Source organism: Amycolatopsis sp. NPDC102522 (assembly GCF_055584485.1).
The window spans coordinates 1-22,127 of sequence record NZ_JBVJLY010000018.1; the positions used below are offsets into that span (position 1 = coordinate 1).

Consider the following 22,127-nt stretch of genomic DNA (forward strand, 5'->3'; position numbering starts at 1 on the left):
TCGATGGGCTAATTTTGGGTTACTTCATTTTATTCCGGGCCCCCGGGGGGCCGCGCTGTGGGGGGCCACGGGGTTGTTTTTTGTTTCGTAGTTTAAAACCCGCCCCCACCACTCACGAGGCCCTAGAAGATGCGCCGCAGCGGGATGGGTCCCCGCGCCCGCTTCCGCCACTCACGCGGGTAGCCGAGCGAAACCTCTTCGAACCGCACGCCGTCCGCCTCGGTGGAACGCGGGATGTGCAGGTGCCCGTAGACGGCGACCTCCGCCCGGAACCGGCGGTGCCAGTCCTCGGTCTCGGTCGTCCCGCACCACAGCGCGAACTCCGGGTAATACAGCGGCGCGGTCGGGTGGCGGTGCAGCGGCCAGTGCGACATCAGGATCGTCCCGTGGTCCTCCGGGATCGCCTCCAGCCGCTCCGTGCTGATCTTCACCCTGTCGGCGCACCAGGCCTGCCTGCTGGGGTACGGATCGGGATGCAGGAAGAACTCGTCCGTGCACAGCACGCCCGCCTCGCGTGCCTGGTCGACGGCCGCCGTCAACGGCAGCCCCTCGGCCGAGGGCGTCCGCCAGCTGTAGTCGTACAGAACGAACAACGGGGCGATCGTCAGCGGCTTTTCCTGGTGTTCCCACACCGGGTACGGGTCCTCCGGGGTGAGCACGTCGATCTCCCGGCATCGCTCGACCAGATGCTCGTAGCGCGCCTGGCCCCGCAGCTGACATTCGTCCTTCTGGGTGGTCCACAGCTCGTGGTTGCCGGGTACCCAGACGACCTTCGCGAAGCGTTCACGCAAGGTCTTGAGCACCCCGATCACGGATTCGGCGCGTTCGGCGACGTCACCGGCCACGAGCAGCCAGTCGTCGGGGGTCCGGGGGACGACCTCGTCGACGATCGGGGCGTTGCCCTCGTGGGTGACGTGGAGGTCGCTGGTGGCGAAGAGATGCGGCACTCCTCCACCGTAGCTTCACCCGGACCGGGGAACCGCCAAAACCGCATCGTCGCGTAACCGGCCCGACGCCGACACGCCCAGGACAATCAACGCCGAGGCGACGTGCAAACCCGCTTGGACGTTCAGCAGGACACCGCTGCCCAGCACGTTCACCAGCCCGCCTGCCAGCAACGCGCCCAGCGCGGTGAATCCCGCCGTCCCGGCGAACAAGGTGCTCAGGACGCGGCCGGACCGCTCGGGCGACACCGTCGTCTGGACCAGGGAGAGCAACCCGGACCCCGCCAGCACCCCGGGAGCGCCGACCAGCCCGAAGAGTCCGATGAAGACACCCAGGGAGGCGGTCAGCGCGGGCAGGTTCCAGATCACCGCCGACAGCAGGCCGAGCGCGAGCCCGCCCCAGCCGAGCAGAGCGGTGGGCGCGACCTTGCGGGCGACGGTGGCGACGGCGAATCCCGCGGCCAGTCCGCCGAGTGCCTGGACACCGCGAAGCAGACCGACGTCGCCTTCGGTGCCGTCGAGGATGTCGAGCACGAAGACCACGAACAGCACCAGGAACATGCCCTGTGCCAGTGACGTCAGCACCACGACGACGCCGGCCAGCCGCAGACGCCCTTCGCGGCCGATCTCGCGAAGCCCGTCGAGCCAGGCGCGCATCACCGGCTCGTGCGGACCCGCCGCGATCGGCGCGGCGGCCCGTCGGAACGGGCGCGACAGCAGGACCGAACCGATCACCAGTACGGCGAGATAGGCCACCACGACCCAGCCCAGGCCACCGAACCCGAGCAGGAGGCCGCCTGCCCAGCCACCGGCGAGGCGCGCGACGCTGCCGTTGATGCTCATGAGGCCGTTGGCGCCGATCAGCTCGTCCGGGGCGATCAGTTCCGGCACGAGTGCGTTGCGGGCGGGCTCGAACAACGACGCCAGCCCCGCCTGTGCGGCCATGACCCCGTAGACCACGGACACCGGGCCGCCAGAGGCGACGAACAGCAGCGGCAGCGCCACGAACGCCTGCCCGGCGCACACCACGCACAGCACCAGCCGCCGGTTCCAGCGGTCCGCGATCACGCCGGCGACCGGGCTGAGCAGCACCGCGGGCAGCAGGCCGAGGACGATGCTCATCGCCGTGGTGGCCGCGGACCCGGTCGCCTTGAAGACGAACACCGGCAGCGCGATCTGCAGCATCCACTCGGCGGTCTCGGAGAAGAAGGCGGCGATCCACAGCCGCGCGAAGGCGGGTTCCCTCAACGGTCTCATGTGCTCGGTTTCCCTTCCGCGTCGATGCGCGGGAACGCCCGCAGTCCCAGGTGGACCGGTATGGCCTCGTGAGGGGCGTCTTCGCGGATCGCGCTGACATAGGGCCGCACGAGCGCGTCGATCCGGCGGACCAGTTCGTCCAGCTCGGCCGCGGTCACCCGCAGCGAGTACGTGCTGATCCCGGACGCGTCCCGCCACTCCTTGTCGAGCTGGTCGGCGGTGTCGAGATAGCGCTCGATCAGCTCCTTCTCGCGCGCCAGGGCGGTGCCCACGACCGCCAGCTGCGCCCCGCGCAGCTCCGGGTCGTCACCGAACTCGATGCCGACCTGGCAGGCCCGCCAGGGCCGCTCTCGCCCGTCCTCCCCCTCGACCCGTTCCACGAGGCCGTGCTGGGCCAGCTGACGCAGATGCCAGCTGCAGTTCGAGGCGGTCGAGCCGACCGAGGCCGCGCACTCGCTCGCGGTCCGCGGGCCGACCGCCATCAGGTGGTCCACCAGCGCCGACCGCAGCGGATGCGCCAGCGCCCGCATCAGCTCGACGTCTTCGATCCGCTTGCGCGGCGGCAACCCGGTCATCGCCTTGATCCAATCTGAAAGATATCTTTCGAAAGTTCTCTTTCAGAGTTGCAGGCGGCCGCGGCGATGTCAAGCGGCACCGATACCCTTGCCGGGACAGTTGCTGCCTGCCGCAGTAACTGCACGGTTCAACTACTGCCTCGGGAACGCATATGCCTGACCAGCGAGAACTCGCCACAGCTGCCGCCCTGGAGATCCCCCGGTTCGTCAGCGCGACCGTCCTGTTCCAGACGGCCATGGCGGACCGGCTCGGGATCAGCGCCACCGAACTGCACGGGCTCCAGCTCGTCATCAGCGGCGCCGCGACCTCGCCGACCCAGTTGGCACGCGCTCTCGGCATGACCACCGGGGCGGTGACCCGGATGCTCGACCGGATGGAGGCACAGCGCCTCGTCGAGCGCGTCCCCGATCCCACCGACCGCCGACGGCTCGTGGTCCGCCCGCTCCCCGATCGACTGGACGACGTGGCCGACCTCTACTCCCCCGTGGCCCGGTTCTTCGGCGACCGTCTCGCCAGGCTCGACCGGCGTCAGCTCGCCGCACTTCTCGGCGTCTTGACCGACGGGCGCGCCTTCGCCGAACAGGAGGCCTCCAGGCTGCGATCCGGTTCGCTCGAAGAGGGGGTTGACTAACGCTACGGGTGTTGCGTTAGACTGCTCGCATCATGGACAACTGACATCGCACCTTCCCCGTCCCGAGGCCGCTTCGGTCGAGCACTGCTCCCGTAAGCGACGTGGCCCGGCGGGGATCCCTCATGTTCGAAGAAAACGCGGTGATGTCGTATGTCTCTTTCCCTGATCGCCAAGGACCTCGTCCACTCCTACGGTGCCCGCGTCGTGCTCGACGGCGTGAACCTGACCGCTTCGGCCGGGCAGCGGCTCGGCCTGGTCGGCGAGAACGGCGTCGGCAAGTCCACGCTCCTGAGGTTGCTGGCCGGGGTCGAAGAGCCCGACGGGGGTGAGGTACTGCGGGGCGACGACCTCGGATTCCTCTTGCAGGAGCTGCCCTTCCCGCTGACGACGCGGTTCTCCGACGTCATCGACGACGCGCTCGCCGAGATACGGCAAGCGTCGGCGAGACTCGACGAACTGACCGAAGCGCTCACCGAACGCCCTGACGACACGGCGGTCCTCGACGAGTACGGCACCGTGCTCGAATGGGCCCAGGCGCACGACCTCTGGGACGCCGACCGGCGCGCCGAGGTCGTCTGCGCCGGTCTCGGGCTCGCCGGGATCGACCCGGCGCGCGAACTGGGCACGCTCTCGGGCGGGCAACGGTCGCGCCTCGGCCTCGCCGCGTTGCTGATCCGGCGGCCGGGCACGCTCGTCCTGGACGAGCCGACGAACCACCTCGACGACACCGCGATGGAGTTCCTGGAGCACCATCTCGCTTCACTGACCGGTGTCCTCGTGCTGTCGTCGCACGATCGCGTGTTCCTCGACGCGGTGTGCACCGACATCGTCGACCTCGACCCGGCACTGGGCGGCCCGACCCGGTACGGCGGCACGTATTCCGACTACCTCGACCAGAAACGGGCCGAGCGTGCGCGCTGGGAACAGCGCTACGCCGAGGAGCAGGACGAACTCAAGGAACTGCGCGAATCGGTGGCCGTCACCGCGCGCAACGTCGCACACAACCGGCCTCAGCGCGACAACGCCAAGATGCTCTACGACTTCAAGACCGGGAGGGTGCAGAAGCAGATCTCACGCCGGGTCCGCAACGCGCAACTGCGGCTGGACGAACTGGAACGCGACCAGGTGCGGAAACCACCCACGCCCCTGCGGTTCCAGGGCGGGCTGACCGGCGAACCCGGCGAGGGCAAGACGGCGATTTCGGTGCGGGACCTCGAGATCGCCGGGCGGCTGCGGCTGGCGACGCTCGACATCACGACGACGTCGAGGCTCCTGATCACCGGCGGGAACGGGGCCGGGAAGTCGACGTTGCTGTCGGTCCTGGCCGGCTCGCTGGCGCCGGACTCCGGGACCGTCCTTTCCGGACGCGGGGTGCGGATCGGCATGCTGGCCCAGGATGTCGCGTTCGCCGAGCCGGAAAAGACCGCGCAGCGGACCTACGCCGAAGCCCTTGGCGAGGGCGCTCCCCCGTTGCGCGGCCTGGGGCTGCTGGCTCCGCGTGATCTCGGGACCCGGGTGGCCGCGCTGTCGGTCGGGCAACGGCGGCGGCTCGCGCTGGCGTTGCTGATCGCCGACCCGCCCGAGGTGCTCCTGCTGGACGAGCCGACGAACCACATCTCGCTCACCTTGGCCGAGGAGTTGTTCGCCGCGCTCGAGTCCGCGCCCGGCGCCGTCGTCATCGCTTCGCATGATCGGTGGCTGCGGCGGGATTGGGTTGGTGACCACCTACGGCTGGAGGACGGCCGCGTCGCCGCATAGGGCGTTATACGAGTGTCATGAAAGGGGCGTTCAGGACCAATTTCGTCCTGAACGCCCCTTTCATGACGTTTCTCAGAGCTCGATGCCGAGCAGCGCGTCGACAGCGTTCCGGATCAGACCGGGGGCCGCGGGGTCGGTGCCGGAGCGGTTCAGGGCCTGCTCCGCCCACGCGTCGACGGCCGCGATCGCCTTGGGCGTGTCGAGGTCGTCGGTGAGGTGGTCACGCAGGCGCGCGACGGTGTCCTCGGCGGCCGGACCGGTGCCGAGGGAGACGGCGTCGCGCCAGCGTGCGAGGCGGTCTTCGGCGTCCGCGTGCAGCTGCGCGGTCCACGGCCGGTCCTCGCGGTAGTGGCCGGCGAACAGCGCGAGCCGGATGACGCCCGGGTCGACCTTGTCGGCGCGCAGCCGCGAGACGAACACGAGGTTCCCGCGCGACTTCGACATCTTCTCGCCGTCGAGGCCGATCATCCCGGCGTGAACGTAGTGCCGCGCGAACGGCCGGTCCCCCGCGACGGCCTCCGCGTGCGCGGCGCTGTACTCGTGGTGCGGGAAGATCAGGTCCGAGCCGCCGCCTTGGACGTCGAAGCCGAGACCGAGGCGGTTGACCGCGATCGCGCTGCACTCGATGTGCCAGCCGGGCCGCCCGGCGCCCAGTTCGGACTCCCACGACGGTTCGCCGGGCCGCGCCATCCGCCACAGCAGCGCGTCGAGCGGGTGCTGCTTGCCTTCACGATCCGGGTCGCCGCCGCGTTCGGCGAAGAACTTGGCCATGGTCTCGGCGTCGTAGTTCGACTCGGAACCGAAATGCCCGGTCGCGTTGTGGTCGAAGTAGATGTCCGGGTACTCCGCGTCGTCCGCGCGGTACGCGCTGCCGTTCGCCAGCAGCTTGGCGATGACCTCGACGATCTCCGGGATGCTCTCCACGGCCCCGACGAACTGCCGCGGCGGCAGCACCCGCAGCGCGGTCATGTCCTCGCGGAACAGCGCCGTCTCCCGCATGCCGAGGACGATCCAGTCGTCCTTGTCCCGCTCGGCGCGCTCCAGCAGCGGCTCGTCGATGTCCGTCACGTTCTGCACGTAGTGGACGTCGTGCCCGGCGTCCCGCCACAGGCGGTTCACCAGGTCGAATGTCAGGTACGTGGCGGCGTGTCCCAGATGGGTCGCGTCGTACGGCGTGATGCCGCAGACGTACATCCGGGCGGTGGACCCGGGCGCCGTGGGACGGATCTGTCCCGTCGCGGTGTCGTGGAGCCGCAGCGGACGGGGGGTGCCGGGGATGCGGGGCACGTCGACCGATGACCAAGTCTGCATACCCCGACTGTAAGCGGAGCCGCCGCGCCGTTCCCGTCCGGTGGGAGACGAACACGGCCGGAGTAACCGAAGTCGCTATTTCCCGGCCCTGTCGGCGTTGGCTTGGACGGCGTCCCGGATGTACTCGCCGAGGCCCGGCCGTTGGTCCGGCTCACGCACCAGGAAGCCGAGCTGGACCCGCTCGGTCGCGTAGAGCCCCGCGAGCCCACGGTGCATGGTGTGGTCACAGTCCCCCATGAACGCCGCGAGCATTCGGCGGTGCTCCTCGGCGAGGTCCATCGCCGCGGGGCTGTCGGCGGGCGCGCCGGAGTCGACGACGTCGAGCAGTCGCCGGACCCAGTCCTGCCGGGCCTCCTCCGCCTCGATCCATTCCTCCTTGGACCGTGGCACGGCCGCCGCACGCCACTGCGAGGTCTCGCCCCACCGTCGGACGGCCTCCTCCGCGTAGCCCTCCGGTTCACGGAACTCGCCGAAGACCTCGAACCGCTCTTCCGGCGTCAACGCGCCGCCGACCTGCTTCGCCGCGATCACCCTGTCGACGGATTCGACCATTCGCGTCAGCTCACCGACCCGCTCCACGAGCAGCGCCCGCTGACGCCGCAGGTGCTCCAGCGCGTCCACTCCCGCGTCGTCGACGACCTTCGCGATCGTCTCCAGGTCGAACCCGAGTTCTCGGTAGAACAGGACGCGCTGCAAGCGGTCGAGGTCGTCGTCGCTGTAGCTGCGGTACCCGGCGGCCGTCCGCCCGCTCGGTGACAGCAGGCCGATCTCGTCGTAGTGATGCAGCGTGCGCACGGTGACCCCCGACAGCGCCGCGACCCTTCCCACCGGATACCCCATCGGTTCAGCGTAGGTGGACTCCTTCCCGCACCGCGCGTAGAAACGAAGGATGGGGACAGCTGGAACCACCGTGTCGGCCGCACTTCCACCCGGGCCGCCGCTGCCCGGCCTCGTCCAGACCCTCGTCGTCGGCAATCTCCGGCATCACGTGCTCCCGCTGCTCAAGCGCCGCTACGGATCCGTCGTCCGGATGAGGTTCGCGCCGCACCGCGACATCGTCATGCTCACCGATCTCGAGGACATCAAAACCGTGTTCTCCGGCCCGGTCACGACGTTCCACGCGGGCGAAGGCAACATCATCCTGAAGCCGGTGATGGGCGACCATTCCATCCTGGTCACCGACGAGGACCGGCATCTGCGCACGCGGAAACTGCTGATGCCCGCGTTCAACGGCGCGGCGCTGCGCGGCTATCGCGACATGATCACCGAGCTGACCAGGGCCGAGCTGGACCGCTGGCCGCAGAACCGGGCCTTCGGCTCGCACGACCGCATGCGCGCACTGACGCTGGAGATCATCCTGCGTGTGGTGTTCGGTGTCGCCGAAGGGCCGCGGCTCGACGAACTCCGGCGGTTGATCGGGCATCTGGTGGAGATCGGCCTGGTCCAGGTGATCGGCTGGCAGAACCCGCGCTTACAGCGCTACCGGCCCTGGCGCACCTACGCGGAACATCAGGCCCGGGTCGATGAACTGCTCTACGCCGAGATCGCCGAACGGCGCCGGGCCACCGACCTCGACCAGCGCACCGACGTCCTGTCCCGGCTCCTCACCGTGCCCGCCGACGGGGACGAACTGAGCGACGTCGAGCTCCGCGATCAGCTGGTCACGCTGCTGCTCGCCGGGCACGAGACCACCGCGACCGCGCTCGCCTGGGCGTTGCACGAGCTCGCCCGCGACCCCGAGCAGGCGGCGTTCACCACGCGTGCGGCGGACGACGGCGACGAAAGAGCACTCGAAGCGGTGGTCAAGGAGGCGATGCGGCTGCGCCCGGTGATCGGCGAGGTCGTCCGGCGACTGACCGAGGACGTCGAGATCGGCGGCTACCGGATCCCGGCCGGATTCGACGTCATGCCGTCGATCATCGTCGTCCACGCCGACGACGGCCGGCACCCCGATCCTCGCCGGTTCCGTCCGCGGCGCTTCCTCGAAGGCTCGCCCCCGCCAGGCAGCTGGCTGCCCTTCGGCGGCGGTGCACGCCGCTGCCTCGGCGCCGGGTTCTCCCTGATGGAGGCCTCGATCGTGCTGCGGGAGCTGTTCGGCCGGTTCACCGTCGCCCCGGAACACGCGCGGCCGGAGCGGATCCGGTCGCGGCCGATCACCCTGGAACCGGCGCGGGGCGCCAGGATCAAGGTGACCGGCCGCTGAGCTACCGCTTCCTGGTCCGCAGGTAGTCGCCGACCACGGCGGCGCCGAGCCCGTCGAGGTCGGGAGCGACGACCCGGCCGCCCGAGCGGCGCGCGATGAGGTCGACGAACTCCGTCAGGCGCGGGTCGTCCCCGAGCCTGAACACCGTCACCGACGCGCCCAGCTTCGCCATGCGGTCCACTTCGGACAGTGTCTTGAGCAGTGTCCTCGGCTGGGGCGGATAGTCGAACTCCGCCGTGCCGTCGGGTTCCAGATGCGCTGTCGGCTCACCGTCGGTGACCATCAAGATCACCGGCTGCGCGTCGGGATGCCGCCGCAGATGCCGTCCGGCCAGCAGGAGGGCGTGGTGCGCGTTGGTGCCCTGCTCCCAGGCACCTTCCAAGCCGACCAGCTCGGCCAGTTCGACCGACGTCGCGTAGCGGCCGAAGGTGATCAGCTGCAAGGCGTCGTTGCGGAACCGCGTGCTGATCAGCTGGTGCAGCGCGAGCGCCGTCCGCTTCATCGGCAGCCAGCGGCCCTCCTGCACCATCGACCACGAGGTGTCCACGAGCAACGCCACCGCCGCACGCGACCGGTGCTCGGTCTCGATCACCTCGACGTCGGAGACGTCCATCCGGACGGACCGCTCGCCCACCGAAACCGAACGCAGGACGGAGTTGCGGACCGTCCTGGAGACGTCCCACGGCTGCATGTCCCCGAACCGCCACGGCCTGGTCGCGCCGGTCGGCTCGCCCGCGGCCCCGGCGGACTCGGTCTCCCGCTGCCCCGCCTTGCCCCGCATCGCGTTCACGACGTCGGCGAGTGCCGTCTCCCCCAGCCTCCGCAAGGCCTTGGGAGACAACCGAAGCGTGCCATCCGGAGCCCGCTCGAACAGGCCTTGGCGGCGGAGCTCGCGTTCCAGTTCGGACAGTCTCCGCGCGTCGACGCCGGCGTCCGGTCCGAGCTGTCTCGTCAGCGCGTCGACGTCGATGTCCTCCAGCCTCGCGCCGGGGTAGGACTGGCCGAGCTGTTCGGCCAGCGCGTCCAGTTCGGCCAGATCGGACATCGCCCGCGCGCCCTCGCCGAGGCCGAGCGGATCGTCGCCCCGGAACCGTTCCGAAGACGTCCAGTCCTCGCCGGGCCGCAGGGCACGGAGCTGGGCATCCAAAGTGGACAGTTGCTGCGCGAGCCGGGGATCGCCGAACGCCTGCTGGGACAGCTCGGCCAGTTCGGCCCGCTGTTCCGGGGTCATCGAGTTGAGCATCCGCTGCGCGGCCGCGGCACGAGCGGCGAGGACGTCGATCAGCTCCTCGACGTTCTTCGGGTTCTCCGGAAAGAACTCGCCGTGCTCGCGCATGAACTCCGCGAACCGCTCGGGGACGTCCTCTCGTCCCTGTGCGTGCGCGGCCAGGAGGTCGTTGAGGTCGGCGAGCATCCGGTTGGCCCGCTCGGCCTCTTCCGGCCCGGCGTTCCGGAGTGCTTCCTTCATCCCCTCGAAGCGGGAATCCAGCAGCTCTCGGCCGAGCAGGTCACGGATCTTCCCGTAGTTCTCCCGGCCCTGCGCGGAACGCCAGTCGTACAGGGCGAGTTCACGCACGGCGGCCGCGGTCCCCGGCGGGAGCGCGTCCAGCTGGGCCTCGCGGAAGCGGGCGTCGTCGTCCGGATCCGGGAACAGCTCGCGCCGCTCGGCCTCCAGCGCCTCGTCCAACAGCCGCTGGACCTCCTGGAGCGTCCCGTCCAGCCGGTGCCGCCGCTGGATCTCCGAACGGCGCTGCCAGAGCCGCCTGGTCAGCTCGTCGAGCCCGGCGGTGCGCGGTGTCCCGCGCCGCAGCAGCTCTTCCAGCGCGGACCGGGGAGAAGCGCCCGCCATCACGTCGCGGCCGATCTCGTCGAGCGCGTCCCGCAGGTCGGCGGGCGGTGCCAGCGGGTCCGGACCGTCGTGCCACGGCCCGTACGAGTAGCCCTCGGGGACGGTGCTCATCGGCCGTAGACGGTCGTCGTGTCGTCGGAGTCCTTCGCGAGTTTCCTCGACAGGAAGAGGGATTCCAGCGCCAGTTCGACCGCCGCCGCGATCCGGCCCGCCGGTTCGTCCGGGCTCACTCCGGCACGGGCGGCGACGTCGTGGAGCACGGGCAGTTCCGGCAGTGCGGCGAGGACGTCCTTGGCGGGTACGCGTTCCCCGGTGGCCACCAGGTGGCCGGACTCGACGGCGTCGGCCAGCGGCAGGAGGTCCAAACCGGCGAACCGCGAACGGGCCGTCTCCGCGACCGCCCGGCGCAGCAGGTGCACGAGATGCTCGGTCTCGCGGCCCTCCTCCCCCGGCTCGAATTCGAGCTTGCCTCGCAGGACGGCCGGCACGGCATCGAGGTCGACAGGGCGCGCCACGGCGGGCTCCTCGCCGGTGAGCGCGGACCGGCGCAGTGCCGCCGCGCCGACCGTTTCCGCGGCCGCGACGGCGAACCGGGCCGAGACACCGGACCGCTGGTCGATGACCGGCGACTCGCGCAGGTTCCGCACGAACCGGGCGAGCACCTCCAGCAGCGGCTCGCCGACCTCGGCGACCAGATGCGCCTCCTGTCGGACGACCGCGATCTCCGCGTCGACGTCGAGCGGGTAGTGCGTGCGGATCTCCGCGCCGAACCGGTCCTTGAGCGGGGTGATGATGCGACCGCGGTTGGTGTAGTCCTCCGGGTTGGCCGTCGACACCAGCAGCACGTCCAGCGGCAGGCGCAGCGTGTACCCGCGCACCTGGATGTCGCGTTCCTCCATCACGTTCAGCAGCGCGACCTGGATGCGCTCGGCGAGGTCCGGCAGTTCGTTGATCGCCACGATGCCGCGGTGGGCGCGCGGGACGAGTCCGAAGTGGATGGTCTCGGGATCGCCGAGGCTGCGGCCTTCGGCGACCTTCACCGGGTCGACGTCGCCGATCAGGTCACCGACCGAAGTGTCCGGTGTGGCCAGCTTTTCCGTGTAGCGCTCGTCGCGGTGCCGCCAGGTCACCGGCAGGGCGTCGCCGAGTTCGGCGGCGCGACGGCGCGATTCCGGGGTGATCGGGTCGAGCGGGTGCTCGGCCAGTTCGGCACCCTCGATGACGGGCGTCCATTCGTCGAGGAGTCCCGCGAGGGTACGCAGCAGCCGGGTCTTGCCCTGGCCGCGTTCACCGAGGAGGACGACGTCGTGCCCGGCCAGCAGCGCGCGTTCCAGCTGCGGCAGGACAGTGCGCGAGAAGCCGACGATGCCGGGCCAGGCGTCTTCGCCGGTGCGAAGCTTGACGAGAAGGTTGTCGTGCAGCTCTTGTTTGATCGAACGCGGCAGGTGGCCCGCCGCGCGAAGGTCCCCGGCGGTCCGGGGCAGATTTGCGGGAACATCGTTCACCCGTTCGACGCTACGTCGCGATCGTGGCCCCTGTCGACGTGAAGCAACTCCAGCTCTGGATCAACCGAGCGAGGGAGGGCTGCTCGGTCCGCTGGCGGGGATGGGCGGCCCACGCACTTCGAAGCACGACTAAAATCACTCCGGTGTGCCGTCCTAGTGCGACCCTCGCGGTCTGGTCTTCGGCGTGGCTGAACGGAGCCGCCGCCTCCGACGACGTCCTTGACGCCCTTCAGGTCTGGGGCGAAGCCCACGACTTCGTCGCCGCGGACGCCGCGGCCGCCGAGGCGTTCGACCTGCCGCTCGCGTTCAACCGGGCCGCGACCCCGGTCCAGCTGCTGCTCGCCCTGCGCGCCCAGGGGGCGAAGAGCATGCAAATGCTGCTCCCGGTGCCCGGTGACGTCCGCGGGCTGGGTGGTGGCGGGCCGTTCACCGAGGCCGCGCTGCGGACCGGTGAGGCCGCCGTGCTGCCCGACCTCGGTTACGGCGTGATCCCCGAGGCGATCGCCGAAGGCCTGATGCGGTGGACCGTGTACTCGGTGCCCATGCCGGGCGTCCTCGAGTACCGCCCGCTGGGCGAGGCCGAGCACGGCCTGACCGACGCGATCCGCGCGAGTGCCGGCGCGCTGCAGACACTGGACGTCGCCAGTGAGCGGCCAGGGGTGCGAGCGGAACTTTCGGCGCGGCTGCGGTCGGCCACCGACGCGCCCTGGCCTGCCGGGATGCCCGGCCGGTCGCTGCGGGTGCTTCAGCGGGCCGAGGAGATCGCGGCGATCCTCGCCATCGCCGAGTCCGACGATCCGGGCGGCGCGCTTTCCTCGTCGGCCGCGCTCCAGCGGTCGGAGGCGTTGCGGCCGCTGACCGAGGCCGTCCGCAACGCGCGCTGCGCGGCGATCAACGAAGCGGTGCGGGTGTTCGCGGAGCAGGCGGACAGGCACCCGTAGCCGGCGCTGGTCAAGCGGCCACGGCGGGCGTTTTCAGGACTTTCCCGGCAAACCGGACGGACCACAGGGACAGCCCGCCGATGACGGCGAGGAGCAGGACCACGCTGAGCCCGCTCATCACGTCGGCCGGCAAGGCGTAGACCAACGGGACCCGGACCACGGCCTCCACAAGCAGGGCCACTCCCCACACCGCCGACATCCGGGTGAAGGCCCGCCGGAAACCGGGCACCTCGTCGCCGAGCCTGTCGATCTCGGCGCGTTTGGCCGCACCGGAGCCGGCACGCACGGCGACGAGCACCAGGGGCGTGCGACTGAAACAGCTCGCCAGCAGCACGATCGCGGCGGTCGCGGTGCCGAAGGATTCCTTCAGCAACAAGAATTTCGGGTCACCGGTGACCAGCGAGAGCACGAGCCCGACTCCGAGTACTCCGGCCAGCAACGCGGCGAAGCCGTCGAAGGACCTCTCGCGAACGGCGACCCAGGCGATCCGGGCCGCGGCCACCACCGCTCCCGCCAGCAACGAAACCTGTTCGCTCTGCCCGGCGAGCCGGAGCCCGTAATAGGCGGTCAACGGGAGCGCGACGTCCCAGAGCAGCAAGGAAAGTGCCGGGTTCCCGCCGCGCGCCGTCACGGTCGCGTCTTCGCGTCGCAGTCGGCCAAGAAGGCCAAGATCCGCGCGTTCACCTCAGCCGCCGCTTCGCCCGCGATGGCGTGGGTCGCCGACGGCCACAGTTCGACCTGTCCCTGCGGCAGGAGCTTTCGGGCGCGCGCGGCCGCGCGTTCCGGATGGTGGATGACGCTGCGCCCGGCCACCAGGGCCAGCACGGGCATCCGCAGCGAGGTCAGCTGTGCGTCGGTGATCAACCTGGGCGTGGGCAGGGCGATGCGGTAGGTCCGCATCCCTTCGTCGATCACCCGCGCGACCGGATCCGCGGCATCGACTTCCGTGCCGCCGGAGATCCAGCGGAGGAACGACGGGCGAGCCCATCGGCTGACGCCGGGAACCGCGCTGAGCGTGGCACGGACGACCAATCCCGCGGTCAGTCCGCCGAACGTCAGCACCGGATCGATCAGGGTGAGCGACCTCAGCCTGTCCGGCGCCCGCGCGGCGAAGTTGGCCGCGAGCCAGCCGCCGAACGAGTACCCCACCAGGTGCGCTTCCGCCAGGCCGAGTTCCGTGAGCACAGTGCTCAGCCAGGCGGCTTGATCCGCGCCGTCGCGGATGGGGATGGTCTGTTCACTGCGGCCGGGTTCGCCGATGAGGTCCACCGCGTGGACCTCGCCGTGCGGGAGCAGTGCCTCGAGATTGGGTGCCCACATCACCGCGGTCCCCGCCCGCCCGGGCAGCAGCACGACCGGCGGTCCGCCGGGCCGCCCGAACCGGTACACGCGCGCCACCCCGAACGCGGTCTGGATGTCGTGAATCCCGGCCGGCGACGGCAAGGCCGCCAGACCGCGTTCGTAGACGACCTCGTACTCGGCTCGCGCCTCCGACGAGGCGAACCCGCCCACCTTCATTTACCCTCCCCTTTTTACGGTACGATCGGATTGTAAAGCAGTTGGTGAGAAGTTGGCAATCCGATCGGACTGCCAAAAGGAGGAGCGGGTGCCCAAACGCGTCGATCACGAGCACCGGCGGCAGCAGATCGCCGCGGCCGTCCGCCGCATCGCGGCCGAACGGGGACTCGAAGGGGTCAGCCTGAACGAGGTCGCGGCCGAGGCCGGCATCTCGAAAGGGTTCGTCCAGCACTACTTCGCGTCGAGGGACGACATGCTGCGGCACGCGGCGACGACGCTGCGGGGAGGCATCGAAGAGCGCATCGCCGCCGCCCAGCCGGACGGCGAACCCGCTGTCCGGGACCTGCTCGTCGCCCTGCTCCCCCTGGACGACGCCGCCCGTGACGACGCGCTCGTCGCCAACGCCTTCCTGGTGCGCGCACTCAAGGACCCGGAGATCGCCGGCCACTTCCGGACCGGCCACGGCCAGCTTCGCGACGTAGTGGCGGCCATGCTCGCCGCCTCCCGGAACGACGGCGATCTCGTGGCCACTGTCGACCCGCCCGCCGAAGCGGTCCTGCTTCTGGCTTTGGTGTCCGGGCTGGGTGACGCGGTGCTTTTGGGCTACCAGACCGGCGACGAGGCCATCGCCCTGATCGACCTGCACCTGTCGAGGATCACCGCCGCGCCGAGGTAAGGCGGCTGCGTCGAGTGGGCGGGCAGTGGCGTCCGCTGCAGAGACCTCGTGAGTGGCGATTCGGGTTAGAACCCGAATCGTCACTCACGACCACCTGGACCCACTCGGTGCCGCCGCCCTGGTCGCCTGCGGTACGTGAAGGACCCCTTCATTGCGCCTGGCGCAGTGAAGGGGTCCTTCACGTACTTGGGGAAGGTAGTGAAGGCCTCCTTCCCTGCCCTGAAGGTAGGCAAGGAGGCCTTCACGGACCGGCGAGCAACCCCAGCCCGCCACTCACGAGGCCCGAAAGCTTACGGGCGCGCCGGCCTCTTGGCGGGCTCGCAGCATCCCACCGCGCAAGGCGCCCCGTTGACCGTGCACCCGGCAGCGGTGAACGGCGACAGCTTCCGCGCCGGCACCCCTTCGGTGTGCTCCCGGATCAGCTCGACGACGAGTTCGGCGAACCGCGGGTCGGTGTCCGGCGTCGCGGCCCGCGCGAAGCCCATGCCGTGCTCCGCGGCCCGCTCGGCGGCCTCGTTGTCGAGGTCCCAGATCACCTCGAGGTGGTCGGACACGAAACCCACCGGGCAGACGACCACCGAGGTGACGCCTTCCGCGTGCAGCGCGTCGATGTGGTCGACGATGTCCGGTTCCAGCCACGGCACCTGGGGCGGGCCGGAGCGCGACTGCCAGACGACGTCGTAGGTCTCGATCCCCGCTTCGGCCGCGACGAGGCGGGCGGCTTCGGCGATCTGGCGCGAGTAGCGGCGGCCGCCTTCCGAGGGCGGCCCGGAGGCGGTGTCGGCGGACTCGGGCACCGAGTGGGCGCAGAAGACCGTCCGGGTTCCGGGGGCGTTCCCGAGTTCCGCGTGCGCGGCACGGACGGCGTCGGCGACGGCCGCGACGAACAGCGGGTGGTCGAAGAACTGCCGCAGCTTCACCAGTTCCGGCGCACTGTCGCCGACGGCCGCGCGGGCGCGCTCGATGTCCTCGTCGTACTGACGGCAGGCCGAGTAGCCGCCGTACGCGCTCGTCGGGAAGACCAGGACGCGCCGAGCACCCGCCTTGGTGATCTCGGCGAGGGTGTCTTCGACCATCGGCCGCCAGTTGCGGTTGCCGAAGTGGACGGGCAGGTCGATCCCGGCGGACGCGAGTTGCTTCTCCACCGCGGAGATCGCGTCCCGGTTCAGGCGGTTGATCGGGGAGACCCCGCCGAAGTGCTGGTAGTGCTCCGAGACCTCGAGCAGCCGTTCCCGTGGGACCCCTCGTCCCCGCGTGACGTTCTCCAGGAACGGCATCACCTCGTCGGGTCCCTCGGGACCACCGAACGAAAGCCAAAGCAGCGCGTCGTAACCCACCCTGTCATCTTGCCGTTGTGGCGCCCCGCACGCTGACCCGGCCCGTTTTGAACCGACCGATCCAAAACCTGGTACGGTCACTTCCATGGCCAGGCCGAAGGAATTCGACGAGCGCGCCGCGGTCGGGCGCGCCATGGACGCGTTCTGGGATCGCGGCTACGAGGGCACATCGACACAGGCTCTTTGCGAAGCCACCGGCCTGGGCCGCAGCAGCATCTACAACACCTTCACCAGCAAGCACGAACTGTTCATGCGCGCGCTCGACCACTACGCCGAGCGCGGAATCGTGGCCAGAACGGCCTTGCTGGAGGATTCCGGAACCGGGCTCGAGCGGTTCGGCGCCCTGTTCTCGTACACGATCGACGAGGAAGTCGCCCACCGCGGCCGGGGCTGCCTCGTGGTCAACACCGTCGCCGAATTCGGCGGCCGCGACCCCGAGATCAAGGCACGGATCGGTGCCGACACCGCACGGCACCTCACCCTTCTCGCGGCCTGCGCCAGGGAAGGACAGCTCGACGGGACGATCGACAGCGCCCGCGAGCCCGGCGACATCGCCGAGTTCGCGCACAGCACCGTCGCCGGCCTCCGGCTGATGTCCCGCCGCGGCGCCCGGCAAGCGGCCATGACGGCCGTCGCCGACATCGCGTTGAACGCGATCGCCGCGAAGTAGACCGAAGAAAGCCCTGTGCGCAACGCTGCCCACATTTTGGACCGATCAATACAAAACCGGAAGGAAGCCCCGTGCCTTTGGCAGTCTGCGTACTCGGACTGAGCGTGTTCGCGCTCGGCACGTCCGAGTTCATGATCACCGGCCTGCTGCCGGGGATGGCGGCCGACCTGAACGTCGGCATCCCGGAGGCCGGGCTGCTCATCTCGGCCTTCGCGATCGGCATGGTGGTCGGCGCTCCCCTGCTCGCGATCGCGACGCTGAGGGTGCCAAGGCGCGCCACCCTGATGACCCTGCTCGTCGTTTTCGGGATCTCGCACGTCGTCGGCGCGCTGGGGTCCGGGTACGCCCTGCTCTTCGCGACCCGCGTCGTCAGTGCCGTCGCCTGCGCCGGGTTCTGGGCGGTCTCGGCGGCCACCGCCGTCGCACTGGTCCCGGTGGAACGCCGTGGCCGCGCGATGGCCATCCTGGTCGGCGGGCTCACCGTCGCGAACATCGCCGGGGTGCCCGCCGGGACCTTCCTCGGCCAGCACGCGGGCTGGCGGGCGGCCTTCTGGGCGGTCACGGTGCTGACCGTCATCGCGTTGGTCGGTGTCTTCGCCTTCGTCCCGGAAACCCAGGACGGCAGCGCGAAAACGGATGTCGCGACCGAACTGCGGCTCTACCGCGGGGGCCGGTTCTGGCTGGCGCTGGGCGTGATCGCGCTCGCGCAGGCGATGATCTTCGCGACCTTCAGCTACCTCGCCCCGTTGCTGACCGAAGTCGCCGGGCTGCCGGAAAGCTGGGTGCCCGGAGTGCTGTCGCTGTTCGGGCTCGGCGCACTGGTCGGTATCACGGTCGGCGGGCGGCTCGCCGACGCGAAGCCCTTCGCCACCCTCTACGGAGGCCTCGCCGTCGCCTTGCTCGCCCTGGTGCTGCTCGCGCTCTCCGGCCCGGCGACGCCGGTCGCGATCTTCGCCGTGTTCCTGTTCGGCGTCGCCGGATTCGGGATCAATCCGGCCCTGAACGTCCGCGCCTTCGCCGTGGCGGGCAACGCGCCCACGCTCGTCGGCGCGAGCACGACCGCCGCCTTCAACGTCGGCAACACCGTCGGTCCCTGGCTCGGCGGCGAGTCGATCGACGCCGGTCTCGGCTATCCCAGCGTCGCGTGGGTGAGCGTCGGACTCGGGGCCGCCACCGTGCTCGCGCTCACCTTCGCCGCCGGTGTCCAGCGCACCGACGACACCCGCTTGCTTCGTGAACCTGTTACCCAGTAAGGAGAATCATGTCCGACCGAACCCGAACGACTCTCGACGAGTTCTTCCGTCGAATGTCCACAGGGGATACTGACGGCGCCTCGGAACTCTTCGCCGACAACGTCGCCTGGGACATCCCCGGCGCGACGGAGCTGGTCCCGTGGATCGGCCCGCGCCGCAACCCGGCGGAGATCCGCGAGTTCTACGACTTGCTCGACAAGGGCCTCATCAAGGACCGGTTCGACGTCGAACGCGTGCTCGCCGACGGGCCGCACGCGGTCGCGATCGGCCGTCTCCGTTCGACCATCCGCAGCACCGGCAAGGTCATCGAGACCGCGTTCACCATCGAGTTCGAGGTGAACGACGACGGCCTGATCACCAAGTACCTGCTGCTCGAGGACTCCTGGAACGTCGCCAACGCCGTCCTCCCCTGACGCGTCGAGAGGTCGGCTAGGCCGCGTGTCCGCGCGGCGATGGCCGTTCGGTCCAGGTGGTCGTGAGTGGTAAGTGGGGTTAGAACGACACTTGCCACTCACGACCAACCCAGCCCACCGCTCACCGCCGCCTGCCCGCCTGACACGCGTGAGGCCCCCTTCCTTCGGCTGGGCCGAGGGAAGAAGGGCCTTCACGTGCTTACGAAACTAGATGCCGAGGGCGTGCACTCCGCCGTCGACCATGATCATCGAGCCGGTCGTGGCGGGCAGCCAGTCCGACAGCACGGCGCAGACGGACTTCGCCGTCGGGTCCGGGTCGGAGCTGTCCCAGCCGAGCGGCGCGCGGTCGCCCCAGCCCTCTTCCAGCTCGGAGAAACCGGGGATCGACTTCGCCGCCATGGTCTTCATCGGACCGGCGCTGACCAGGTTGACCCGGATGCCCTTCGGGCCGAGGTCGCGCGCCAGGTAGCGGTTCACCGACTCCAGCGCGGCCTTCGCCACGCCCATCCAGTTGTAGACGGGCCACGCGACGCGCGCGTCGAAGTCCATGCCGACGATCGACGAGCCGGGTGAGAGCAGCGGCAGGGTCGCGACGGCAAGGGACTTGAAGGAGTACGCCGAGACGTCGACGGCCACCTTCACGTCCTCGCTGGGCGCGTCCAGGAACGGCGCGCCGAGGCAGGACTGCGGGGCGAACCCGATCGAGTGCAGCACGCCGTCGAGCCCGTCGACGTGCTCACGGACGCGGTCGGCGAGCGAGTCGAGGTGTTCCTGGTTGGTGACGTCCAGCTCCAGCACCGGCGCCTCTTCGGGGAGACGCTTGGCGATGCGCTCGACGAGCGACAGCCTGCCGAAGCCGGTGAGCACGACCTTCGCGCCCTCCTGCTGCGCGATCTTGGCCGCGTGGAACGCGAGCGAGGCGTCGGTGATGACGCCGGTGATCAGCAGGCGCTTGCCTTCGAGCAGTCCTGGCACGGGACCTCCAGTCCGGAGTGGTTTCGATCAGTACGGGAAAACGGGGAAGTCAGTGGCCCATGCCGAGGCCGCCGTCGACAGGCAGCACCGCGCCGTTGACGTAGCCGGCCTCTTCGGAGGCGAGGTAGCGGACGGCGGCGGCGATCTCCGACGGCTCGGCGTACCGGCCGGAGGGGACCTGGGCGAGGATCTCCTTCTTGCGGTCCTCGCCGAGTTCGTCGGTCATGTCCGTGGCGACGAAGCCCGGCGCGATGACGTTCGAGGTGATGTTGCGGGAGCCCAGCTCACGCGCGAGCGAACGGGCGAGACCGACGAGACCGGCCTTGCTCGCCGCGTAGTTGACCTGACCGGCCGACCCGGTGAGCCCGACGACGGACGAGATGAAGATGTAGCGGCCCCACTTGCCGCGGAGCATGCCGCGGGAGGCGCGCTTGGCGACCCGGTAGGCGCCGGTGAGGTTGGCGTCCACCACGCGGGTGAACTGCTCCTCGCTCATGCGCATGAGCAGGGTGTCATCGGTCATGCCGGCGTTCGCGACGAGGACCTCGACAGGGCCCTGGTGCTCCTCGACGAGCTTGAAGGCGGCGTCGATCTGCTCGGCGTCGGTGACGTCGGCCTCCACCCCGAAGAGGCCTTCGGGCGCTCCGGAACCGCGGTGCGTGATCGCGACCTTGTGTCCCTGCGCCGCGAGGTCCTTCGCGATCGCCAAACCGATGCCGCGGTTGCCGCCGGTGACCAGTACCGACCGTCCCACTTCAGCTCTCCTCGCCTCGTCTTCGTCCGTGACCGCACTGAGGCTATCGGCTCACCCGGGACCCGCCGGAGCCGCGCCACCCCTACCTCCGGGTAACCGCGACCGTCCTAAGCGGATGTTAGGAACCGGGCCGAAACCTTGCCCTGCCGTCACGGATTGTTCACCGTGAGCCGGAACACAGGAGGTCAAAGATGACAACCCGGATCGGTGAAGCGTCGCCGCCCGTAAGCGAGAGGCGAGTCGTCGGCAACGTGCTGCGCGGCTCCATCGGCAACCTGGTCGAGTGGTACGACTGGTACGCCTACGCCGCCTTCACCACGTACTTCGCCAAGTCCTTCTTCCCCACCAAGGACACGACGGCGGCCTTCCTCGGCACGGCGGCGGTGTTCGCCGTCGGATTCCTCATGCGGCCACTCGGCGGCTGGATGCTGGGCCGGTTCGCCGACCGGTTCGGGCGACGAAGCGCACTCGTGCTTTCCGTCACGTTGATGGCGGCCGGGTCGCTGATGATCGCGCTGACCCCGACCTACGCCACGATCGGGATCGCCGCGCCGATCCTGCTGCTGGTGGCCCGGCTCATCCAGGGCCTGTCGGTCGGTGGCGAGTATTCGACCTCCGCGACCTACCTGTCCGAGGTCGCCACCCCCGGCAAACGCGGGTTCTACTCCAGCTTCCAGTACGTGACGCTGTACGGCGGCCAGCTGCTGGCGCTCGGCCTCCAGCTACTGCTGCAGGCCATCCTCACCGAGCAGCAGCTGACCTCGTGGGGCTGGCGGATCGCGTTCGTCGTCGGCGCGCTCGCCGCGGTCGTGGTGATGATCCTGCGCCGCGGGATGGACGAGTCGGCCAGCTTCGAGGAGGCCAAGACGTCCGGCACCGGCAAGGACGCGGGCGACAAGGGCACGCTGCGCGCGCTGGCCAAGTACCCCAAGGAGATCGCGCTGGTCGTCGGCCTCACCCTCGGCGGCACGGTGTCGTTCTACACCTTCGCCACCTACAGCCAGAAGTTCATGGAGAACACCGCGGGCATCCCGCGCCGGACGGTCACGCTGATCCTGTTCTGCGCGATCCTCGTCGCCGCGATCCTGCAGCCGTTCGCGGGCAAACTGTCCGACCGCATCGGCCGCCGTCCGCTGCTGATGGTCTTCGGGATCGCCGGCACGCTGCTGACCGTCCCGATCATGACGCTGATGGGCGGGACGAAGGAGCCCGTGCTCGCGTTCCTGCTGATGCTGGCCGGGCTGGTGATCGTCACCGGATACACCTCGATCAACGCGATCGTGAAGGCCGAGCTGTTCCCGACGAAGATCCGCGCGATCGGTGTCGGTCTCCCCTACGCGCTGACCGTGGCGATCTTCGGCGGCACCGCCGAGCTGATCGCGCAGGCGCTGAAGGGAGCGGGCCACGAATCGGTGTTCTTCTACTACGTCGCGGGCTGTGTCCTGGTGTCGCTCATCGTGTACGGCACAATGCGGGAAACGTCGAAGACCTCCGAGCTCGACAAGAAGAAGCAGTCCGAGCCGGTGTCCGGCCGCGAAGGCTAGGCGGGAAGGTGT

General features: G+C 69.9%; 21 protein-coding genes. 9 read left to right on the plus strand and 12 right to left on the minus strand.

Translation table 11 applies throughout. The annotated features are described in order from the left end of the window. Positions 1-122 precede the first annotated feature (122 nt). The 3 genes from ACZ6YV_RS31710 to ACZ6YV_RS31720 are packed head-to-tail and all read right to left on the minus strand — an operon-like array spanning position 123 to position 2,776. Positions 123-947 (minus strand): metallophosphoesterase family protein, encoded by an 825-nt coding sequence (locus ACZ6YV_RS31710; RefSeq protein ID WP_465513115.1) that lies wholly within the window; start codon positions 945-947, stop codon positions 123-125. 15 nt (positions 948-962) lie between these two features. Continuing rightward, a complete protein-coding gene (locus ACZ6YV_RS31715) occupies positions 963-2,201 on the minus strand; it encodes an MFS transporter (RefSeq protein WP_465513116.1) in 1,239 nt (412 codons plus the stop codon). Beyond that, positions 2,198-2,776, minus strand: coding sequence for a helix-turn-helix domain-containing protein (locus tag ACZ6YV_RS31720; protein ID WP_465513117.1), 579 nt, complete (start codon positions 2,774-2,776; stop codon positions 2,198-2,200). Before ACZ6YV_RS31720 ends, ACZ6YV_RS31715 begins: the two co-directional genes overlap by 4 nt. A gap of 152 nt (positions 2,777-2,928) precedes the next feature. Between ACZ6YV_RS31720 and ACZ6YV_RS31725 the strand changes: the two genes are divergently transcribed. Both ACZ6YV_RS31725 and ACZ6YV_RS31730 read left to right on the plus strand, forming a co-directional pair. Further along, a complete protein-coding gene (locus ACZ6YV_RS31725) occupies positions 2,929-3,408 on the plus strand; it encodes a MarR family winged helix-turn-helix transcriptional regulator (RefSeq protein WP_465513118.1) in 480 nt (159 codons plus the stop codon). Positions 3,409-3,558: 150 nt separating this feature from the next. After that, complete coding sequence (locus ACZ6YV_RS31730) at positions 3,559-5,166, plus strand: ABC-F family ATP-binding cassette domain-containing protein (protein ID WP_465513119.1); 1,608 nt, start codon at positions 3,559-3,561, stop codon at positions 5,164-5,166. A 72-nt stretch (positions 5,167-5,238) separates the two neighbouring features. Here ACZ6YV_RS31730 and mshC read toward each other — a convergent pair whose 3' ends face one another. Further along, positions 5,239-6,477, minus strand: coding sequence for a cysteine--1-D-myo-inosityl 2-amino-2-deoxy-alpha-D-glucopyranoside ligase (gene mshC / locus ACZ6YV_RS31735; RefSeq protein ID WP_465513120.1), 1,239 nt, complete (start codon positions 6,475-6,477; stop codon positions 5,239-5,241). A 75-nt stretch (positions 6,478-6,552) separates the two neighbouring features. Then, positions 6,553-7,317, minus strand: a complete 765-nt coding sequence (locus tag ACZ6YV_RS31740) for a MerR family transcriptional regulator (RefSeq protein ID WP_465513121.1) — start codon at positions 7,315-7,317, stop codon at positions 6,553-6,555. Positions 7,318-7,366: 49 nt separating this feature from the next. On the opposite strand from ACZ6YV_RS31740, the gene ACZ6YV_RS31745 reads away from it, so the two are divergent. Next, a complete protein-coding gene (locus tag ACZ6YV_RS31745) occupies positions 7,367-8,680 on the plus strand; it encodes a cytochrome P450 (RefSeq protein ID WP_465513122.1) in 1,314 nt (437 codons plus the stop codon). A gap of 1 nt (position 8,681) precedes the next feature. Here the strand turns inward: ACZ6YV_RS31745 and ACZ6YV_RS31750 are convergent, their stop codons facing one another. Both ACZ6YV_RS31750 and ACZ6YV_RS31755 read right to left on the minus strand, forming a co-directional pair. Beyond that, positions 8,682-10,640 (minus strand): vWA domain-containing protein, encoded by a 1,959-nt coding sequence (locus tag ACZ6YV_RS31750; protein WP_465513123.1) that lies wholly within the window; start codon positions 10,638-10,640, stop codon positions 8,682-8,684. After that, entirely contained in the window at positions 10,637-12,034 is a 1,398-nt protein-coding gene (locus tag ACZ6YV_RS31755) for a sigma 54-interacting transcriptional regulator (protein WP_465513124.1), read from the minus strand. The genes ACZ6YV_RS31750 and ACZ6YV_RS31755 overlap by 4 nt, the downstream gene beginning before the upstream one ends. A gap of 143 nt (positions 12,035-12,177) precedes the next feature. Between ACZ6YV_RS31755 and ACZ6YV_RS31760 the strand changes: the two genes are divergently transcribed. Continuing rightward, positions 12,178-12,975, plus strand: a complete 798-nt coding sequence (locus tag ACZ6YV_RS31760; RefSeq protein ID WP_465513125.1) for a hypothetical protein — start codon at positions 12,178-12,180, stop codon at positions 12,973-12,975. A gap of 10 nt (positions 12,976-12,985) precedes the next feature. On the opposite strand, the gene ACZ6YV_RS31765 is transcribed toward ACZ6YV_RS31760, so the two are convergent. After that, complete coding sequence (locus tag ACZ6YV_RS31765) at positions 12,986-13,606, minus strand: VC0807 family protein (protein WP_465513126.1); 621 nt, start codon at positions 13,604-13,606, stop codon at positions 12,986-12,988. Further along, on the minus strand, positions 13,603-14,493 hold the full coding sequence (locus ACZ6YV_RS31770) for an alpha/beta fold hydrolase (protein WP_465513127.1): 891 nt from the start codon (positions 14,491-14,493) through the stop codon (positions 13,603-13,605). The genes ACZ6YV_RS31765 and ACZ6YV_RS31770 overlap by 4 nt, the downstream gene beginning before the upstream one ends. 88 nt (positions 14,494-14,581) lie before the next feature. On the opposite strand from ACZ6YV_RS31770, the gene ACZ6YV_RS31775 reads away from it, so the two are divergent. Beyond that, on the plus strand, positions 14,582-15,169 hold the full coding sequence (locus ACZ6YV_RS31775; protein ID WP_465513128.1) for a TetR/AcrR family transcriptional regulator: 588 nt from the start codon (positions 14,582-14,584) through the stop codon (positions 15,167-15,169). A 290-nt stretch (positions 15,170-15,459) separates the two neighbouring features. On the opposite strand, the gene ACZ6YV_RS31780 is transcribed toward ACZ6YV_RS31775, so the two are convergent. After that, on the minus strand, positions 15,460-16,506 hold the full coding sequence (locus ACZ6YV_RS31780) for a ferrochelatase (protein ID WP_465513129.1): 1,047 nt from the start codon (positions 16,504-16,506) through the stop codon (positions 15,460-15,462). An 85-nt stretch (positions 16,507-16,591) separates the two neighbouring features. Here ACZ6YV_RS31780 and ACZ6YV_RS31785 point away from each other — a divergent pair, with 85 nt between their 5' ends. From ACZ6YV_RS31785 to ACZ6YV_RS31795, 3 genes are all read left to right on the plus strand, one after another. Then, entirely contained in the window at positions 16,592-17,176 is a 585-nt protein-coding gene (locus tag ACZ6YV_RS31785) for a TetR/AcrR family transcriptional regulator (protein WP_465513130.1), read from the plus strand. Positions 17,177-17,247: 71 nt separating this feature from the next. Next, positions 17,248-18,429: a Cmx/CmrA family chloramphenicol efflux MFS transporter gene (locus ACZ6YV_RS31790; protein ID WP_465513131.1), complete on the plus strand. Its 1,182-nt coding sequence runs from the start codon at positions 17,248-17,250 to the stop codon at positions 18,427-18,429. 8 nt (positions 18,430-18,437) lie between these two features. After that, complete coding sequence (locus ACZ6YV_RS31795) at positions 18,438-18,842, plus strand: nuclear transport factor 2 family protein (RefSeq protein ID WP_465513132.1); 405 nt, start codon at positions 18,438-18,440, stop codon at positions 18,840-18,842. A gap of 207 nt (positions 18,843-19,049) precedes the next feature. Here the strand turns inward: ACZ6YV_RS31795 and fabI are convergent, their stop codons facing one another. Further along, positions 19,050-19,817, minus strand: a complete 768-nt coding sequence (gene fabI / locus ACZ6YV_RS31800; protein WP_465513133.1) for an enoyl-ACP reductase FabI — start codon at positions 19,815-19,817, stop codon at positions 19,050-19,052. 49 nt (positions 19,818-19,866) lie between these two features. Beyond that, a complete protein-coding gene (gene fabG, locus ACZ6YV_RS31805) occupies positions 19,867-20,571 on the minus strand; it encodes a 3-oxoacyl-ACP reductase FabG (RefSeq protein ID WP_465513134.1) in 705 nt (234 codons plus the stop codon). Positions 20,572-20,762: 191 nt separating this feature from the next. On the opposite strand from fabG, the gene ACZ6YV_RS31810 reads away from it, so the two are divergent. Next, entirely contained in the window at positions 20,763-22,115 is a 1,353-nt protein-coding gene (locus ACZ6YV_RS31810; RefSeq protein ID WP_465513135.1) for an MFS transporter, read from the plus strand. Positions 22,116-22,127: the final 12 nt, after the last annotated feature.

What these genes read in the sequence shown, in the direction of transcription:
- ACZ6YV_RS31715 (WP_465513116.1), bottom strand. Translation starts at nt 2,201, where the DNA reads ATGAGACCGTTGAGGGAACCCGCCTTCGCGCGGCTGTGGATCGCCGCC.
- ACZ6YV_RS31720 (WP_465513117.1), bottom strand. Translation starts at nt 2,776, where the DNA reads ATGACCGGGTTGCCGCCGCGCAAGCGGATCGAAGACGTCGAGCTGATG.
- ACZ6YV_RS31725 (WP_465513118.1), top strand. Translation starts at nt 2,929, where the DNA reads ATGCCTGACCAGCGAGAACTCGCCACAGCTGCCGCCCTGGAGATCCCC.
- ACZ6YV_RS31730 (WP_465513119.1), top strand. Translation starts at nt 3,559, where the DNA reads ATGTCTCTTTCCCTGATCGCCAAGGACCTCGTCCACTCCTACGGTGCC.
- mshC (WP_465513120.1), bottom strand. Translation starts at nt 6,477, where the DNA reads ATGCAGACTTGGTCATCGGTCGACGTGCCCCGCATCCCCGGCACCCCC.
- ACZ6YV_RS31740 (WP_465513121.1), bottom strand. Translation starts at nt 7,317, where the DNA reads ATGGGGTATCCGGTGGGAAGGGTCGCGGCGCTGTCGGGGGTCACCGTG.
- ACZ6YV_RS31745 (WP_465513122.1), top strand. Translation starts at nt 7,367, where the DNA reads ATGGGGACAGCTGGAACCACCGTGTCGGCCGCACTTCCACCCGGGCCG.
- ACZ6YV_RS31750 (WP_465513123.1), bottom strand. Translation starts at nt 10,640, where the DNA reads ATGAGCACCGTCCCCGAGGGCTACTCGTACGGGCCGTGGCACGACGGT.
- ACZ6YV_RS31770 (WP_465513127.1), bottom strand. Translation starts at nt 14,493, where the DNA reads ATGAAGGTGGGCGGGTTCGCCTCGTCGGAGGCGCGAGCCGAGTACGAG.
- ACZ6YV_RS31785 (WP_465513130.1), top strand. Translation starts at nt 16,592, where the DNA reads ATGGCCAGGCCGAAGGAATTCGACGAGCGCGCCGCGGTCGGGCGCGCC.
- ACZ6YV_RS31795 (WP_465513132.1), top strand. Translation starts at nt 18,438, where the DNA reads ATGTCCGACCGAACCCGAACGACTCTCGACGAGTTCTTCCGTCGAATG.
- ACZ6YV_RS31810 (WP_465513135.1), top strand. Translation starts at nt 20,763, where the DNA reads ATGACAACCCGGATCGGTGAAGCGTCGCCGCCCGTAAGCGAGAGGCGA.